Here is an 18,674-nt window from a genome sequence, read left to right on the forward strand (position 1 = left end):
CCGTACTAATTAAGATAAACTAAAAATGAATATACTTTTCGTACATCCACCAGAAGGAAACGCATACGAACTATTTAAAGCATTTAAAAAAAACATTAATTGTAAGATAAAACTACTCTCAATTGAAAAAGGTAAACAATTTTCATTTTTAGACAAAATTAGGTTTAAGCTAAAGTTACCAACAGATTTATACTCTTATAATCAATTATTAATTGATGTCGACTTATCGGAATTTAACATTGTCTTCATTGTAAAAGGTATCGCTCTAAAATCAAAAACACTTAAAAAACTTAAAAATAAATACCCAAATTTAAAGATTATAAGTTGGTCCCAAGATGACATGTATGCTTGGCATAATAGAAGTATTTATTACACTTTAGGATTAAAACATTACGATTTGGTAACAACAACTAAAACATATAATATAAAAGAACTAAAAAAATTAGGAGCAAAAAAAATTTATTTTCACAATAAAGCTTACTCCCAACACATACATTTTCCCGTACATAATTTAAAAAGCAAATATTCTCATGATGTTGTATTTATAGGCACACTAGAAACAGAAAGGTTTGAATCTATGAATTATTTAGCTAAAAAAGGTATTGTCGTTAATATTTACACAAACTCTTTTAACGATTCTAAATTTGCTAAACATCATAAAAACCTAATAATTCATAAAGGCGGCCTTTTTGGCAAAGAATATGCCGAAGCTATTACTAACTCTAAAATAACTCTTTGTTTTTTGAGAAAAATCAATAGAGATTTACAAACGAGTAGAAGTATTGAAATCCCTGCATGCGGAGGCTGTATGCTTGCGGAAAGAACAGTTGAGCATTTGTCTTTATTTGAAGAAAACAAAGAAGCCATGTATTTTGAGAGCGACCCAGAACTACTTCAAAAAATTCAAAATCTTTTAGAAAATGACACTCTAAGAAGTGAAATAGTAAAAAACGCACTTAACAGATGTAAGGTAAGCGGTTATTCCTATCAAGATTTAGCTAAAAAATTAGTTCTCGAATTTAATCAAATATAGAGAAGATGAAAATATTTTAAATACCAAAGGTAGCCCCTTAATTAGTATCAAAAAATAAGAAAATGATGCTAAAATAATTTAAGTATAATCAAAGCTATTTTTGGTGTTGGTTAATAGTATAAATAATTCATCAATCTAAAACAAATCACAAAATAAAATTGAAACTAACTAATAAAACATATCTCTATACTAAATCTATAATTTGGTTTATATTCGTGTGTTATGCTTTATATTGCTTACTTGTTTTAGACAAAACTTATCTAAAATTAGCTCTTATTTTATGTTTTCCAATTATAAGACTAACAGCCATTGAATTTATAAACAAAATACAAAAAATTAGTTATCCTAAATTAGTAGATTGGTTTCGTTTAGCCACGTTGTTATCCATAGTGTTACCTTTTTTGAGCATGCTTTTAATCTTAGATTCAACAGAAACTACCATTGTTTTTGAAACAATTCCTATCTTAAATATTTATGCTTTAGACTGCATCTTAATAGTTTTAACAGGCTTACTATCCATTTCTTCTGCTGAATTGATAATTAAATATTACCCTTATAAGGTTAAGAAAAAGAAACAATCATTTTACAAACTAAAAAATTACTCCATTTTCTTTATAACCTCTTTGTTGGTAATATTGATAAACTTAACATTGGTATTAGGTAATTTAACTGGTTTTGGTAATGATGGAGTTAACCTCAATGCTAGCTTTTTAGTACAAATAATAAACATTTTGTCTGACATCTTTTTAGTCAGCATAGCTTATTTTAAATTTTTTAAAGTTTATCCGAAAAAAAACATAAATTTTCTTACATATATATGCCTCTCAATTAGTCTTTTTCTTGGCTTTTTATCAGGAATGAAAGAGAATGTTATTGTACCTATCATACTTGTATTAGTCCCCTATTTCTTGGCAGGAAACAAACCTAAATTAAAGCAAATATTAATACCCATTGTGCTTTTAGTTTTTTTATATCCTTTAAATAATAATTACAGAACAGCTCTAAGTATATATAATAGTAAACCTGCAGCATTTTATGCCGCAGTGAACCAAACTTTTTCTAGTGAAATTTTTGACAAAAAAGAGGATGAACATTCTTTGACAGGTCGGTTTCAAGGTTTTTTACCATTTTTATATGGAGCATCGATTGAAGAAGAATGGAAATCGTTCAAATACTTAAATCGCTATATTTACTTACCCTTTGCTTGGTTTGCTCCTAGATTTATTCTCCCAGGAAAACCTACAAGTACAGCTGGGACTGAATTATATAGAATAGTTAGAGATACAGACGTAGATAATGTTTCAATAACACCAACAACATATGGTTGGAGCTATTTGGAAGGAGGCTATATTCCGCTTTTTATGTCTTTTCTTATTTACGCATTAATAATATGTGCTTTAGAACGCAAGTTATATCTAACGAACCTAGTTGGTGTAGTAACATATACAATACTATTAACAAGTATGATTAAAATAGAATCGGATATTTATTTTAGAATAAACTCAATTCTTCAGCTTCTTTTTATTGTTTTCCTTTTTAAAAAAGCCTTTTTAATTAAACTAAAAGTTATAAAAAATGTTAATTAATTATATTTTTCGAAATAAAGATAAAGGCGGTTTCAGTATTGAGGAATTGTTCAATAGCATTGGAAGCATATTAATAAATAAAACAGATATAAAGTTTTACGAACTTCCATACTCCAACCTAAGCATAAAAAGTGCTATTTCTAACCTTAAGTTTGTTTTAAAAAAACGCGGTATCATTCATATTACGGGCGATGTCCATTATGTTTCTATAATTCCATTTAAAAAAACCATATTAACCATACACGATGTTAACTCCATTATAAAAGGAGGTAAGCTAAGTAAATTTGCAAAAAAAATAATATGGTTTTGGTTACCAGCCCTTTTTGTAAAAAAAATAACGGTTATATCAAATTTCACAAAACAACAAGTATTAAATATTATACCTTGGGCATCCTCTAAAATAGAAGTGGTATACAACCCTGTTAATCCTGCTTTAAAAACACAGTTAAAACCACTATTAAATAATAAACCTGTTGTTTTACATTTAGGCACTAAAAACAATAAAAACTTAGAAAACACCATTAAAGGATTACAAGATATAGACTCTAAATTAATTATTGTAGGGCCATTAAGCTCAAAACATATAGAGTTATTAAATATTTGTGAAACGGAATATGCAAACTACACAAATGTATCTTTCAATAAAATTAAAACCCTTTACGAAAACTGTGATATAGTATCTTTTATTTCACTTTACGAAGGTTTTGGAATGCCAATCATTGAAGCACAAAAAGTAGGTCGAGTTGTAATAACAACAAAAATGGCTGCAATACCAGAAATAGCACAAGACTCTGTACATTATGTAGACCCATTAGATATTCAAGACATTAATGCGGCTTTCACAAAAATAATTAACCACAACCAGTACAGAAATCTATTAATAAACAAAGGGCTAGAAAATGTAAAACGCTTTGATATTAATAACATTTCAAATCAATATTTAACTATTTACAAACAACTATTAAATGAGTATTAATCACGTAATTACTTCCATAGATATTTCAACAGGAGGCCCAGCAAGAAGCGTAACACATTTGATTGAAGAAATGTTATACTTAAATAATGGTATAAATATTTGCTTAGACACATTAAAAAGTCAAAACCCTATAATAAACTCCTTTAAGACAGCAAATGGTGGTCTTAATTTTCATGAATTCGAACAACTAGGCCTTTCTAAAAGTCTAAAAAACAGTTTAAAAAACTCGAATATTGATTTGTTACATGGTCATGGTTTGTGGCAAATGCCTGTACACCAAATGGCAAAAGTAGCCCAACAAAAAAACATACCATATATTATAACACCCAGAGGTATGCTAGAGCCTTGGTCACTAACCCAAAGACCACTTAAAAAGAAAGTAGCTTTAAGTTTATTTCAACGTAAAGACTTAAAAAACGCAACTTGTTTACATGCTACTGCACCTATGGAAGTTGAGAGTATTAGAGCATTAGGCTTTAAAAACCCTATAGCTATGATACCTAACGGAGTTAATTTAGCTAGTTTCCCAGATACTATTCCAGTAAAACCAAACCAACCAAGACGCATGCTTTTTTTATCTCGTATACATCCCAAAAAAGGTATAGAAAATTTAATTACGGCATGGCAACAACTTGATCTCAACACAAAACAAAATTGGGTTATTGATATTTATGGCAATGGAGATGCCGCCTATATAAACCAATTAAAAACAACCATAAAAACGCTAAATCTAGACCAACAAATACATATTAAAACGCCCGTGTTTGGAAAGGAAAAACTTAAAGTTTTTAGAGATGCTAGTTTATTTGTACTTCCTACTTTTAGTGAAAACTTTGGTATTGTAGTTGCCGAAGCATTAGCGAGCTACACACCTGTAATCACAACAAAAGGAGCACCATGGGAAGATTTAGAAAGTTATAATTGTGGCGACTGGATTGACATTGGAGTAGAGCCTTTAGTTAAATCCCTAAGTAACTTAATGACTAAGCAACCAGACGTACTTATTGAAATGGGTGCTAATGGTAGACGCTTAATTGAACATAAGTATAGCATGCAAGCTGTAGCACAACAAATGCTAGAACTCTATGATTGGATATTGAACGATACCGAAACACCAAGCTTTATCCATTTATAGACCTAATTTATGAAAATCACTATTATTACAAGTCCTTTTGGCTTATTACCTCCTGAAGGTTATGGTGCTGTAGAAAAGTTATGGTATGATATTGCTGTAGAATTAGCTAGTCAAAAACATGACTTAACTATAATTGCTAAAAAAAGCAAGCTACATCCAACCAACACGGCTTTAAACATAAAACCTGTTTCTGGTTACGAGAGAACTAAAAGCATCTATCTCGATTTAATTTTAGATTTAATTTATTCCTTTAAGACTTTGTTAAAGGTTGACAAATCGGACATTTTAATGTTAAACACATTTTGGTCTCCAATTTTAATGAAACTCTTCTTTTGGAAAAGTAAAAAAGTGGTATACAATGTAGCTAGAGCTCCTAAAGGTCATTTTAAATTGTACAAAAACTTAGATCGTTTTTATTGCGTTTCAAGTGCTGTAGTATCACTTTTAGAAAAAGAGTTACCGCATTTAAAATCTAAAATAACTTGCATAAGCAACCCTGTTAACACCAGTTGTTATCAATTTAATCCGCCTAGAAAAGACGATGGCATCATAAAAATTCTATATTTTGGACGGATTCATCCTGAAAAAGGCTTAGATATTTTAATAAAAGCAACACAATCTTTAATAAAAAAGGAAGCCCCTATAGAACTTCATTTATTAGGACCTTATACAACGGCGCAAGGTGGAGGTGGTGATAAGTATAAAAAAAAGCTAAATGCCTTAGCTGAAAATTTTAAAATTCAATGGCACCCTCCAGTATCAGACAATTTAAAGCTTAGTGAGCAACTAAAAAAATCAGATATTTTTTGTTACCCATCAATTGCTGAAAAAGGCGAAACCTTTGGTGTTGCTCCTCTAGAAGCTATGGCTGCAGGTAGAGCAACCATTGTATCTAACTTGGAGTGTTTTAAAGATTTTGTTGTAGACAACCGAAATGGTCTCATCTTTAACCATAGGCAAGAACACCCAGAACATGCTTTGGTTGAAAAACTAAAATTATTAATTGAAGATAAAACATTTAGAGATAATCTTGCCGAAAACGGTGCAGACACTGCCTTAGGCTTTAGTGTACAAAAAATTTCTAATCTTTATTTATCTGATTTTCAAGAACTATTAAATTAACATACCGTGGGTAAATTACGATACAAAATAGAACACCAAAAAGATGCTTTTACATCGTCGTGGAGCATTAAAGAAACCATATTTATTAGGTTATGGCATATAGTATGGGTTCTATTTTTTAGATATTCCCCTAAAAAACTCAACTTTTGGAGGCTGTTTTTATTAAGGCTTTTTGGAGCAAAACTAGATAAAAATGTGTTTATATACTCATCAGCAAAAGTATATGTACCATGGTTATTAACTATGGAAAACAAAGCTTGCCTAGGGCCTTTTAGTGAAGTTTATAATTTAGGACCTGTACACATAAATGCACATGCAACCGTTTCGCAATACGCATATATATGTAATGGCTCTCATGATTTCGCAAAACCAAATTTGCCTTTAACCATAGGTGACATTGTCATTGGCGAGAGCGCATTTATTGGTGCTAAAGCATTTATTTTACCAGGTATTTCTATTGGTGATTTTGCCATTATTGGAGCCTGTTCTGTAGTAACAAAAGACGTTAACCCTTATGATGTTGTTGGAGGTAACCCTGCTAAATTCATAAAAAAAAGAGTTTTAAATGACTAGTGCGATCATACTAACATATAACGAAGAAAACATTTTAGATCAATGTTTATCCGCTTTAAATTTTGTTGACCAAATTATTGTTTTTGATTCTTTTAGCACCGACAACACGCTTGAAATCGCAAAAAAACATGATGCAAAAATTATTCAAAGAACATTTGATAATTACGCCGCACAACGTAATGCGGCTTTGGAAAGTATTTCTAAAGATTACGATTGGATATTAATGGTGGATGCAGATGAAATAATTACTGAGCCCTTAAAAAATGAAATAACTGAAGCAACTCATGCTAACAATGATATAACTATGTATCGCGTTAGGCGTAAAGACATGTTTCAGGATAAATGGATTAAACAAAGTAGTGGCTACCCGACTTGGTTTCCGAGACTGTTTAAAAATGGCTGTGTTACAGTTGAACGAGAAATAAATGAAGAATACAATACAACCGGTGCAGAAGGTGTATTGCAAGAACATTTAATACATTACCCTTTTAACAAGGGCTTAACTTGGTGGTTTGACAAACACAACAAGTATTCTGAAATGGAAGCTCAAAAAATGTTACAGGAAGTTAATGATAAACTGGTTTTATCCGATCTTTTTTCTAACGACCCCGTACTTAAACGTAAAACCCAAAAAAGACTGAGCTATAAATTACCATTTAGACCTCTTTTTGTTTTTACAGCGTTTTACATCTTAAAACTTGGTTTTCTTAACGGAAAAGCGGGCTATACATTCTGTAAGCTGAGGTATATGTATGAAACGATGATTGATATCAAGTTTAAAGAATTTAAAAGGCAACAACGTAAAGCACTTAAACAAGCTTAGCCAACCAAAAATAATTAGTATACAAGGATCATTTTAAAGTCCTAATCACAATATTTTTTTTATAAAATCATGAAAGTATCAATAATAACCGCCACATATAATAGCGAAGCCACCATTGCAAGTTGCATGCGTTCTGTAATAGAACAAAGCTACACATCCATTGAATATGTGATTATCGATGGTAACTCTAGCGATGGCACTTTAGATGTTGTAAAGCAATTACAAACCGAATTCCCGAATATCGAAGTCAGTATACTTTCGGAACCAGATAAAGGGATTTACGATGCCTTAAACAAAGGTGTTAATCGCGCTACAGGCGATGTTATTGGTTTTGTACATTCCGATGATATGTTGGCACAAACTACGACAATTGAACACTTGGTAAACACCTTTAAAGTCGAAAAAACCGACGGTGTGTATGGTGATTTACAATATGTGAACAAAATTGACCCAAGTAAAGTAATTCGCCATTGGGAAAGCTGTGCCTTTAATAAAAAACTACTAAAGAAAGGTTGGATGCCAGCACACCCAACCTTGTTTTTAACCCGTGAGGTCTATAACAAACACATAGGTTTTAATTTAACCTATAAAATTGCTGCGGACTACGATTTTATTTTACGCGTTTTTAAAGATGAATCTTTAAGTTTTGCTTACTTACCCGAAGTAATTACAAAAATGAGAGCTGGTGGAGCCAGTAACCGGAGTTTAAAAAACATCATTATAAAATCGAAGGAAGATTATAAAGCGATTACCTCTAACAATGTTGGTTCGTTGGGGACTATTATACAAAAAAACGTCTCTAAACTGAATCAGTTTTATAAAAAAGGCTAATCCATTTTCCAAACCTGCTAACCAAAACATAAACACATGCAAGATCCCCTCTCAAGCTTAATATTTCTCGCCGTTATAAGCGCCATATTTTCATTTGGCTTGGTAAGTTATATTATTCCGAAAATTATTTTTATGGTCAATTTCCATAATTTAAACGAAGTGCCAGGCGAACGCAGTTCGCATACGAGAGCAACACCCACTATGGGTGGGCTCGCCTTTTTTGTAACTTTGGTACTCAACTTATTCTTGTTTAAACCTTTAGACACAGAGTATATTGGATTAAATTTAGCCGCCGCATTCACTATTATATTTATTGTAGGCTTAAAAGATGATTTAGCCGTATCGACACCTAAAGCGCGCGTTATTGTTGAAATTTTCGCTATTTGCATTGTATTTTTGCATTCTGATTTCCATACGGCTTCCCTAGCTGGTTTTATGGGTATTCATGAAGTGCCAACAGTAATTTTAGATGTATTCCATGTTCTTATTGCTTTAACGATAATTAACGCATACAATTTAATTGATGGTGTCGATGGTTTAGCCTCGACCTTAGGCATATCGATTTTCTCAATGTTCGGACTTATATTTTTAACTATGGGTTTAAATTATTATTTCTTAATATGTACCAGCCTAATATTTACATTGATGGCTTTTATGCGTTATAATTTTTCTCATGAGAAAAAAATCTTTATGGGCGATACAGGCTCATTGGTGATTGGTTTTTGCATTGCCATATTAACTTTAAAGTTTTTAACCCTAGACACGGCACTATTTAAACGCTTCACCTTTGCGCCACAAAACAAACTGCTCATTGTTGCCGCTATTTTAGCAGTCCCGTTGTTTGATATGATGCGTGTTATTGGGGTAAGGCTATTAAAAAAACAAAGCCCATTTATGGCAGACCGAAACCACATTCATCACATATTATCCGACTTAGGCTTAGAGCATTATAAAATAGCCATACTTTTAGGCTTATTAAATTACACCTTAGCGATTATTCTTATTTTTTTCGCGTCAATTTTTAACTCTTTTCAAATGATGTTTATATTGCCATTAATCTTTATTTTATTATTGGCATTATTTCATAAACTTAAATTGCTCTCTTTAAAAAAAATAAAAAATTAATGAACCTCTCAAATATGAAAAAATTTAACCAAGTTCTAATTATAGCGATTATAACCTTGTTCCTTTTAAACAGTTGCGCCTCTTCAAAAGACATTCAGTACTTCCAGAATGTAGAAGACGGTGTTTTAAAAGATTCAACTTCAGCCTTTGGAGCCAAAATACAAAGTGGAGATCTTTTATTCATAAACGTATCGGCTATTAATGCCGAAGCCGCTTTACCATTTAATCTTTATGAAACACCTATGCTTCAAACAGCTGTATCAGGAGCCAAACCTATTCCTTACTTAGTAGATGATGATGGCAATATAAACTTCCCTGTTTTAGGTAAATTAAAGATTGCTGGACTCACCACTAAACAACTGATTAAAAAACTAGAAGTTGATTTGGTAGAATATATAACCAAACCCACCATAAACATTCGTTTCGCCAACTTTAGGGTATCTGTATTGGGAGAAGTAGCCAAACCAGGATCTTACCAAGTACTTAATGAGCGTATTTCTGTAATGGAAGCCATCAGTTTAGCTGGAGATCTTACCATTTACGGTCAAAGAGATAACATATTATTGGTGCGTATAGAAAATGGAGAAAAAACATTTACAACACTAGATTTAACAAATAAAGATCTCTTTAATTCGCCTTACTATAATTTAAAGCAAAATGATATTATTTACATCTCACCAAATAAGACTAAAGTAAATTCTTCCGCTGTTGGGCCGAACACAGGCGTGATTATTTCCTCAGCCTCTTTACTAATAACTGTTTTAGCTTTAATAATAAAATAAAAAGAACATGCAGAATAAAGATAAATCTCAAGATTATATGCTTGTTGAGGAAGAAAGTATTAATATTCGTCAGGAAATTGAAAAATATGCCTTTTATTGGAAATGGTTCGCTTTATGCGCAATTTTATCGTTAATAGCTGCTTATGCATATTTACAATATACCCCAAATACTTATGAGGTATCCACGACTATTTTGATCGATGATGAATCGAACGGTGGGATACCTTCTGAATTAGCTGCTTTTGAAGAATTAGGTATCGGTGGTGGCAGCAAAAAAAACATTGAAAATGAAATGGGTATTTTAAAGTCTAGAAGTTTAATGACTCGTGTTGTTAAAAAGCTAGACCTTAATATTTCTTACTTTAAAGAAGGAAGTATCAGAGATACTGAGGTTTATAAAGATGAACTTCCTTTCAAAGTTTCTTTTTTTGTAAAAGATTCTATTTTTTTTGAACGTGACACCACATTTACCATAAAAATTATTTCCGATTCAACATTTGAACTCGCTAATTCTGAAGATAACTCTGGGGCTTTGCTTAAATATGGTGACAAAGTTCAAATCTCTAATGCAGACATGATGGTTACTCCTCTCAATATGTCTTCTAGAGAAATTAACACGACCTATATACTAAATATAAACCCTCTAAAATCTGTAACAAATAAATATAGAAATAGCATTGATGTTAGTTTATTGTATAAGAAAGCGAGCATTTTAGAGCTAAAATTAAAAAGCCCCGTAAAATTAAAAGCTCAACGTATTTTAGATGAACTCATCCGTCAATATAATAAGGATGCTATCGAGTATAAAAGTTTAATAGGTAATAACACTGATAAATTTATTAATGAAAGATTAGAGTTGATTGAGGAAGACCTCAAAAAAGTAGATAAAACAGCCGAAATCTTTAAAACAACCAATCAGCTCACCGATATTCCTTTAGAAACAGGTATCGTCTTAGAAACAAACTCGATCGTTGAAAAAGAAATTATTGACCTAAACACCCAATTAAAACTAGTAAATTATGTTACGGAACACATGAGTTCTGGTACACATAACTTAATTCCAGAAAATTTAGGCATTAACTCGAATGAGGTAAATTCAAACAGTACCCAATACAACACCATACTTTTGGAGCGTAATAGAATTGCACAAAGTTCTGGAAAAAACAATCCGGTTTTGTTAAACTTAGACGCACAACTAACGCAGTTAAGAAGCAGTATGTCTCAAGGTTTAGCCAATTTAAAACGTAGTTTATCCGTTTCTTTAGACCAGGCCAAATCTCAGGAACGCTCTATTGATAGCAGAATAACCTCAGCGCCACGAAAAGAACGCGAATTTAGAGATATACAACGTCAACAACAAATTATAGAAACCCTCTATTTGTTTTTATTAAAGAAACGAGAAGAAAATTCAATTTCTCTTGCCGTAACCGTACCGAATGCTAAACTTATTGATGCGGCAGATGGTAGTAATATAGCAGTGAGTCCAAAACGAAAAATGGTTTATGGCATGGCTTTACTTTTAGGCTTACTTGTTCCTTTTGGTATTATATTTTTATCGTTTTTATTAGATAATAAAATACACAACCAAGAAGATTTAGAAGACGCATTAAAAACACCTATTATCGGAAATATACCAAAGACTTTAGATGATAACAAAATACTATCAAAAGCGGATCGAGGTAATGTTGCAGAAGCCTTTAGAATGTTAAGAACCAACATGAACTTTATGCTTGGTAATCTGAAAGACCAATCTAAAGCGATTTATATTACTTCTACAGTTCCAGGCGAAGGCAAAACCTTTGTTGCTATTAATTTAGCAACGGTACTGGCTATGTCTAACAAAAAAGTACTGCTTATTGGGGCAGATGTGAGAAAACCCAAGGTGGCTGAGTATCTAGATATGAGCACAGCAGATAAAGGCTTGACTGTGTTTTTGGCTGATAAAAGCATTGCTATCAATGAAATTATAGAAACTGCAAATAATGGCGAATTCGACCTCATTCAATCAGGAATGGTACCGCCGAACCCATCGGAGTTATTGATTAACGGCCGATTTGATGAGGTACTCAATTATGGAAAAGTACATTACGACTATGTTATTGTAGATACCGCACCAGTAAATATGGTGACCGACACCTTACAAATTGCCTCGAAAGCCGATCTATTTATCTATTTGGTACGTGCAAATTATTTAGACAAACGTTTGTTAGAAATTCCTAAAAAATTATACAACGAGAAAAGAATACCAAATATGACGGTTGTAATTAACGGAACCGATATTAAAAAAGGTTACGGCTATGGTAACGGTTACGGCTATGGTTATGGACACGAACAAGAAAAGAAATCTTGGTTTAATAGATTAAAAAACCGTAGTTAAAGCAATTATCACGCTCTGTTTTGAGCACTACATTTAATAAGAAAAACCTATGAAGCCACACTTCATAGTTTTTTTTTATTATCCATTTTTAACAATTGAGTTTTGAAGGTTCTTTTTCTATTAGTTTAAGCGCTTTGATTTAATAATAACGAATTAAGGTTTAGCGCTTAAGTGTAAAATAGCCACGTTTCTGTTTGTTGACATTATTTTCATCTAAATAATAAGCTACAAACCAATAGCCTCCCGCAGGCAATTTAGAACCTTTGTACGTCCCATCCCAACCGCTTTGATTAGGCTTGATTTGTTGTAATAATCCGCCATGGCGATTATAAATAAAGATAACAGCCTCAGGGTGTGCTTCTAAGCATTTAATATTCCATAACTCATGATAACCATCGCCATTGGGTGTAAAGAATTTGGGATGAAAAATAAGATCTACTGATTCTCTAATCTCAGCGGCACAGCCATAAACATCACGAACGCCAACTTCATGTTGAATGCAGCGAGATACACTTTCGAAAACAGCATCATTTTGCCAATCACCATCATCTAATTGATATTCATAAAAGCCACTACCTCCTGTTACTCCAATTTCAATTCTTTGATTTTCACTAAAACTATCAGGTTCTAAGACTGTCAACAATGCCAGTGGCGTTATCGAGAAAACCTCTATATACTTGGTTATAGATTGCGCACATTCATCACTATTAGGTGTAAACGTATACGTTGTAGACAACCTATTATTTAATTTTGGCGACCAGACACCTTCAATCCCTTCATTCGATATGCTTGGTAAAGGAGTGATTGCATCTCCTTCACACAAATTATTTACGATATCAAAGGTAGGTATCGTTACGGTTAAACTAATAGACTCCGCACATTCCTCGCTATTCGGGATGAACGTATAAGTTGTTGTTTTACTTAAATTTATCTCTGGTGACCAAAAACCGATAATTCCTTCATTGGATTTCGTAGGCAAATTATAAAACGGATTACCTAAACACACATTTTCTATATCATCGAAAGTAGGCGTAACAATAGGTAGAACCGTTACTGTAAGAAATTCCACAAAAACATCACCACATTCGTCTGTAATAGTCACGCTATATTCTGTGGTAATCTTCGGTGATAATATTGGCTTAGCGCTAGCAGGATCACTAACTCCTTGATTTGGTGACCAAGAATAGGTAACGCCACTCGAAATACTAACATCTTTTTCTATAGTTTCACCCGAACAAATTACTTCATTACTCGCTATTAAATTATCTATAAATGACACCCGATTGAGGCAAACTTCATGTAAATTAGAAGCTCCTCCGGTGGCTCCAACAAAACCAAAATATACAGCATTCTCATTATTAAAAATGGTAGTTTTAAAATCTTGTGTTTTTGATAATATCAATTCACAATCGAAATAGACATAAAAGATTTGAGAACTAGCAACCCATTCAATCTTAACATTATGCCAAGTATCATCTTCAATATTATCAGTACTAATAGGTCCCACCAAATTTGATACTAAGCTATGATCTGAAACCCCATTTGTAACAAGCGCTATATGATCAGACCCAGGATCTCCTTTATTAATATTTTGATAAGTATCGAACTCTACAATTAAAGAATTCGGAATACCTTCGTATCCTAAATCTCCTCCATTGGGTCTAATTTCAAAATCTGTTGTAGTTTTAAAAACAAGTGCCATACCATCGGCTCCACCATTATTCTTCCCAAAATAATTTTGATATGAAATAATAAAATCACTTGAAAAATCAATGGGATGATCAAACCAAACGCCTCCGGCTTGCCCCCTTAAATCTGGCGTAATTTCAAAACAATTATCACCTAAATCTGAAGCACTACCAACTGTAGTCGCTTTCAACTGCGCTTTAGCGAGTTGGCAACAAAAAACAAGAAGGGTTATAAAGAATACTTTTTTTATGGAGCTGTTTAAAAAAGCCATTCTACTTGGTTTAATTACTGCCCGAAAGATACAAGTTTTACATAGGAACTACTTATTTTTTCCTACAAAACAGGGCATTAATATCATTAATTTAATATTGGCTGCTTATGTATTTTAATTAATAGTAAATCCTTAAAAATACCTACGAAAAAATTAAAATATCACAACTAAAAAAGCCTTATAAATGATATCATTTATAAGGCTTACTTTTTGTCGGGGTGGCAGGATTCGAACCTGCGACCTCCGCGTCCCAAACGCGGCGCGATAACCGGGCTACGCTACACCCCGAATTGGTTATCTCTAATCGGATGCAAATATACATTTTTCTATAACATAGACACTATTTTTTTTAGTAATTTTAAAAAAAATTACTTTTAACTTCTAAAGCACTAAAACGCCATCTTTTTTACATGCTCAAACGGCTTCAATCTATATTGTCTCTAAAGTTTATTAACCCCAAGGACAAGAACTTTATTACCCTCAAAATAAGCTTAATACTTGTTTTATTGTTCAGCACTACGCTTGCAAATGCACAGCAAATAATTACAGGGCGCGTTCTTGAGAAAGATAATGGGTCAGCCCTTCAAAATGTAACTATTAAAAACCAGGATGGTACTATTGTTTCAATTTCTGATGATTTGGGTTATTTTAAAGTACCAAATTCGGGAGTATATCAATTTATAAAACCGGGTTATCAAACAAAAACAGAAGGTGTAAAATCTGAAAATCTCATAATTCAACTGGAGCTAAACCCAGATGTATTAAACGCCGTTGTTGTTAATGCTCACCAATTGCCTTTAGAACTGAAAAAAGCAAATACAACCATTGCCGTTATTTCACCTAAAGATTTAGAGCGAAGCAATTCCACCTCGCCCATACAAGCATTGAATCGCGTACCGGGAGTTTTTATGCAATCTGGCGCTTTAAACACCAACAAAATTTCAATACGTGGTATTGGTTCTCGTAATTTATATGGAACTTCTAAAATACGGGCTTATTTTCAAGATATTCCGCTAACCTCGGGCAATGGAGAAACTACTATTGAAGACTTCGAACTAAGTGCTTTATCTCGTTTTGAAATAGTAAAAGGTGCAGGTTCTAGCATTTACGGTGCAGGTTTGGGTGGCACTATACACCTAGTTCCAGAACAGGCTTACCTCAATAAAACTTCAGCAGAAAGTGACATCACGATAGGATCTTTTGGTTTAGTAAAAAGTGCTATACACTTAAAGCATGGAACTAAAAAAAACAGCTACAACCTTGTTTACAGTGATACGGAAAGTGATGGATACCGAGATAATAATGCTTACCAAAGACAAACTTTTACCATTAACACCAATCATTTTTTAAGTAAAAAAGACGACCTCAACATTTTAGCTAGTTATGTTGATTTGAATGCTTTTATACCGAGTTCTTTAAATGAAGATGCATACAACAATAATCCCACATCTGCAGCATTTACTTGGGCACAAGCGCAAGGTTATGAAGATACGCAACGTGGAATATTTGGAGCCGCGTGGAACCATCAATATCATGACAACTTAAAACAAACCACTAGTATTTTTACATCCTTTAGAAAAGCTTACGAACCGAGACCTTTTGATATTCTAACTGAAAACACATTGGCTTTTGGAGTAAGAAGTCGTGTTTTGGGCCAATGGAAAAAATTTAATTACACTTTGGGTGGTGAATTCTTTAAAGACCGATACATCTCAAAAAACTACGAAAACTTGTATCAAGATGCTCCCGAAGGAGCAGGAAGTGTGGAAGGCGATAAATTTTCCGATTTTAAAGAAAACAGAACCTATTACAACCTCTTTTTTGAGACTAATTTTCAAGCTTCAGCAAGTACCCTACTGTCTTTTGGTTTAAATATCAACAAAACAGCTTACACTATAGCAGACCGTTTTATTTCAGATGAAAATCCCGATCAATCAGGCGACTACAGTTTTAAACCCATGTTATCTCCAAAGTTTGGTATATCGCATCAATTCACAGATCATATAAGTCTATATTCCAATATAAGTCATGGATTCTCTCCGCCGTCTACTCAAGAAACCTTATTACCCGATGGTTTAATAAACACCGATATAAAACCTGAAACAGGTTGGAATTTTGAAGTAGGAACACGAAGTGCATTTTTTAATAATCGCTTACAACTGAACCTTGCACTATATAGCTTAGATGTGCGTAACCTTTTAGTGGCTAGAAGAACAGGAAACGATCAATTTATTGGGGTTAATGCAGGGAGAACGTTGCATAATGGTTTAGAAACCGTGATAAAATACCAGTGGATAAAACAAGATAAAATGGCACTGCATCAATACGCGACCTATACCCTAAATGATTTTAAATTTAAAGATTTTGTGGATGACGGAAGTGATTTTTCGGGTAATAAACTAACCGGTGTCCCGTCTAATATATTGAACACGGGTATAGATTTTGATACCGCTTTAGGCCTATACTCCACTGTAAATTACCAATACGTGGGACGCATACCCATGACTGATGCCAATACCCTATTTTCCGATCATTATAGCTTAACAAATGTAAAAATGGGGTTTAAACATGAGTTTAATGCGCATCTTAAATTCAATTTATATTTTGGTCTAGATAATATTTTTAATACCCAATACGCCTCACAGATACTTATTAATGCCACAGGTTTTGGTGGTGCCGCACCGAGATACTTTTATCCGGGGCAACCATTAAATTATTACGCTGGATTAAAATTAAGTTATATGTTTTAACTAAATTTATAACAAAAACAGAAAAATGAAACATTTTCATATCCTATTTATAATTTTGGCGCTTTCATTAAGTGCTTGCGCGCAACAAAGCGAATCTAAAGTAAAGGCCCAACCGCCTACGGTTTTAAATTACACAACGGAAGTTGTTGTGCCTGAGTTAAACATTCCTTGGGGCATGGATTTTTTGCCTGACGGAAGCATGCTTATTACAGAAAAAACTGGTGAACTTATTCATTTTAAAAACGGTACAAAAACAGCTATTGAAGGCATGCCAAAGGTTTATCTTCGTGGTCAAGGTGGTTTATTAGATATTAAAATCCATCCTGATTATACTAACAATGGTTGGATTTATATAACATACGCTTCCGCGGAAGGTGAAGGCGATGGTGGTAATACTGCCCTGATGCGTGGCAAATTGAAAGATAATGCTTTTGTGGAAAAACAACTATTATACAAAGCCGGACCAAACACAAAAAAAGGACAGCATTTTGGCTCTAGAATTGAATTTGATAACGATGGTTACCTTTATTTCTCTATTGGTGAACGTGGTAATCGTGACGAAAACCCACAAGATCTTACAAGAGACTGTGGTAAAATTTATCGTCTACATGATGATGGAAGCATTCCAACAGATAATCCGTTTGTAAATACACCCGATGCCAAAACTGCTATTTATAGCTACGGCCATCGTAACCCACAAGGTATGGCAATACATCCCGAAACGGGAGCTATTTGGGTAAATGAGCATGGCCCAAAAGGTGGCGACGAAATTAATATTATTGTAAAAGGTAAAAATTACGGTTGGCCAGTAATCTCTTATGGTGTAAACTATAGTGGTACCGCATTTACCGAAATCACAGAAAAAGAAGGCATGGAGCAACCTCTATTTTATTGGGTACCTTCTATCGCACCAAGTGGTATGGCTTTTGTAACCTCAGATAAATACCCAGACTGGAAAAACAATATACTTGTAGGCTCCTTAAAATTTCAATACCTAGAACGGTTAGTACTAGAAAATAACAAGGTCGTGAAACGTGAAGAATTATTTAAAGGTATGGGCCGAGTACGTAATGTGGTTCAGGCTCCAGATGGCTTTATTTACGTAGCTATAGAAAATACTGGTATCGTTAAAATTATTCCGAATAAATAAAAATTGAATTATGAAATTAGTTGCATGTTGCATTTTAATTTGCTGTTCACTATACAGCGTAATCCCAAATGAATCGAGCTATTCGCAAACCGATCCATTAAAAGAAAGTATTGTTCGTGGTCGCGGAATTTATAGCGATTTCTGCGTGTCTTGTCACTTACCAAGTGGTAAAGGTGTAGAGCGTGTATATCCGCCATTGGCAAAATCGGACTTTTTACAAAAAGAAAGAGTTGCGAGTATAAAAGCAATAAAATTTGGGCAAACTGGGCGTATGGTTGTAAATGGTAAAGTGTACAATGGCACCATGATGCCTTTGGGTTTAAGTGACGATGAAATAGCGGATGTTATGAATTACATAACCAACGCTTGGGGTAACAAAAATGATAAAATAATTACAGAAGACGAGGTTGCAAAAATTAAAAAATAAAGATTCCTTAAACCTTTACAATTA

14 protein-coding genes, 1 tRNA gene and 1 pseudogene are annotated in these 18,674 nt (G+C 33.2%); 14 read left to right on the plus strand and 2 right to left on the minus strand.

The features are described from left to right. Window positions 1–25: 25 nt before the first annotated feature. The 11 genes and pseudogenes from ACJJV4_RS05175 (at window position 26) to ACJJV4_RS05225 (ending at window position 12,363) form a co-directional block, all read left to right on the plus strand. On the plus strand, window positions 26–1,033 hold the full coding sequence (locus ACJJV4_RS05175; RefSeq protein WP_405292403.1) for a glycosyltransferase: 1,008 nt from the start codon (window positions 26–28) through the stop codon (window positions 1,031–1,033). A gap of 407 nt (window positions 1,034–1,440) precedes the next feature. Next, window positions 1,441–2,619, plus strand: coding sequence for a hypothetical protein (locus ACJJV4_RS05180; protein ID WP_405292404.1), 1,179 nt, complete (start codon window positions 1,441–1,443; stop codon window positions 2,617–2,619). Continuing rightward, a complete protein-coding gene (locus ACJJV4_RS05185; RefSeq protein WP_405292405.1) occupies window positions 2,609–3,595 on the plus strand; it encodes a glycosyltransferase in 987 nt (328 codons plus the stop codon). The genes ACJJV4_RS05180 and ACJJV4_RS05185 overlap by 11 nt, the downstream gene beginning before the upstream one ends. Beyond that, on the plus strand, window positions 3,585–4,730 hold the full coding sequence (locus ACJJV4_RS05190) for a glycosyltransferase (protein WP_405292406.1): 1,146 nt from the start codon (window positions 3,585–3,587) through the stop codon (window positions 4,728–4,730). Before ACJJV4_RS05185 ends, ACJJV4_RS05190 begins: the two co-directional genes overlap by 11 nt. Before the next feature lie 9 nt (window positions 4,731–4,739). Then, window positions 4,740–5,852, plus strand: a complete 1,113-nt coding sequence (locus ACJJV4_RS05195; RefSeq protein WP_405292407.1) for a glycosyltransferase family 4 protein — start codon at window positions 4,740–4,742, stop codon at window positions 5,850–5,852. Between the two features lie 390 nt (window positions 5,853–6,242). Further along, window positions 6,243–6,410 (plus strand): annotated as a pseudogene (locus ACJJV4_RS05200) (DapH/DapD/GlmU-related protein); the annotation flags it as partial. A 7-nt stretch (window positions 6,411–6,417) separates the two neighbouring features. Further along, on the plus strand, window positions 6,418–7,248 hold the full coding sequence (locus ACJJV4_RS05205; RefSeq protein WP_405292408.1) for a glycosyltransferase family 2 protein: 831 nt from the start codon (window positions 6,418–6,420) through the stop codon (window positions 7,246–7,248). A 69-nt stretch (window positions 7,249–7,317) separates the two neighbouring features. Beyond that, the gene (locus tag ACJJV4_RS05210) at window positions 7,318–8,079 is read left to right on the plus strand and encodes a glycosyltransferase family 2 protein (protein ID WP_405292409.1); all 762 of its coding nucleotides are present in this window, start codon (window positions 7,318–7,320) and stop codon (window positions 8,077–8,079) included. 36 nt (window positions 8,080–8,115) lie between these two features. Next, on the plus strand, window positions 8,116–9,204 hold the full coding sequence (locus tag ACJJV4_RS05215; protein ID WP_405292410.1) for an MraY family glycosyltransferase: 1,089 nt from the start codon (window positions 8,116–8,118) through the stop codon (window positions 9,202–9,204). Window positions 9,205–9,218: 14 nt separating this feature from the next. Next, complete coding sequence (locus ACJJV4_RS05220) at window positions 9,219–9,986, plus strand: polysaccharide biosynthesis/export family protein (RefSeq protein WP_405292411.1); 768 nt, start codon at window positions 9,219–9,221, stop codon at window positions 9,984–9,986. A 7-nt stretch (window positions 9,987–9,993) separates the two neighbouring features. Further along, entirely contained in the window at window positions 9,994–12,363 is a 2,370-nt protein-coding gene (locus ACJJV4_RS05225; protein ID WP_405292412.1) for a GumC family protein, read from the plus strand. A 160-nt stretch (window positions 12,364–12,523) separates the two neighbouring features. On the opposite strand, the gene ACJJV4_RS05230 is transcribed toward ACJJV4_RS05225, so the two are convergent. Both ACJJV4_RS05230 and ACJJV4_RS05235 read right to left on the minus strand, forming a co-directional pair. Beyond that, a complete protein-coding gene (locus tag ACJJV4_RS05230; protein ID WP_405292413.1) occupies window positions 12,524–14,323 on the minus strand; it encodes a lectin-like domain-containing protein in 1,800 nt (599 codons plus the stop codon). 213 nt (window positions 14,324–14,536) lie between these two features. Then, window positions 14,537–14,611: transfer RNA gene (locus ACJJV4_RS05235), tRNA-Pro, on the minus strand. Window positions 14,612–14,829: 218 nt separating this feature from the next. On the opposite strand from ACJJV4_RS05235, the gene ACJJV4_RS05240 reads away from it, so the two are divergent. Genes ACJJV4_RS05240 through ACJJV4_RS05250 form a run of 3 tightly spaced genes read left to right on the plus strand, consistent with a single transcriptional unit; the run spans window position 14,830 to window position 18,650 of the window. Next, window positions 14,830–17,073 (plus strand): TonB-dependent receptor domain-containing protein, encoded by a 2,244-nt coding sequence (locus ACJJV4_RS05240; protein WP_405292414.1) that lies wholly within the window; start codon window positions 14,830–14,832, stop codon window positions 17,071–17,073. Between the two features lie 25 nt (window positions 17,074–17,098). Continuing rightward, complete coding sequence (locus ACJJV4_RS05245) at window positions 17,099–18,223, plus strand: PQQ-dependent sugar dehydrogenase (RefSeq protein WP_405292415.1); 1,125 nt, start codon at window positions 17,099–17,101, stop codon at window positions 18,221–18,223. A gap of 10 nt (window positions 18,224–18,233) precedes the next feature. After that, window positions 18,234–18,650 (plus strand): c-type cytochrome, encoded by a 417-nt coding sequence (locus ACJJV4_RS05250; protein WP_405292416.1) that lies wholly within the window; start codon window positions 18,234–18,236, stop codon window positions 18,648–18,650. Window positions 18,651–18,674: the final 24 nt, after the last annotated feature.

This window comes from Algibacter sp. Ld11, assembly GCF_045066735.1.
Taxonomy (GTDB): domain Bacteria; phylum Bacteroidota; class Bacteroidia; order Flavobacteriales; family Flavobacteriaceae; genus Algibacter.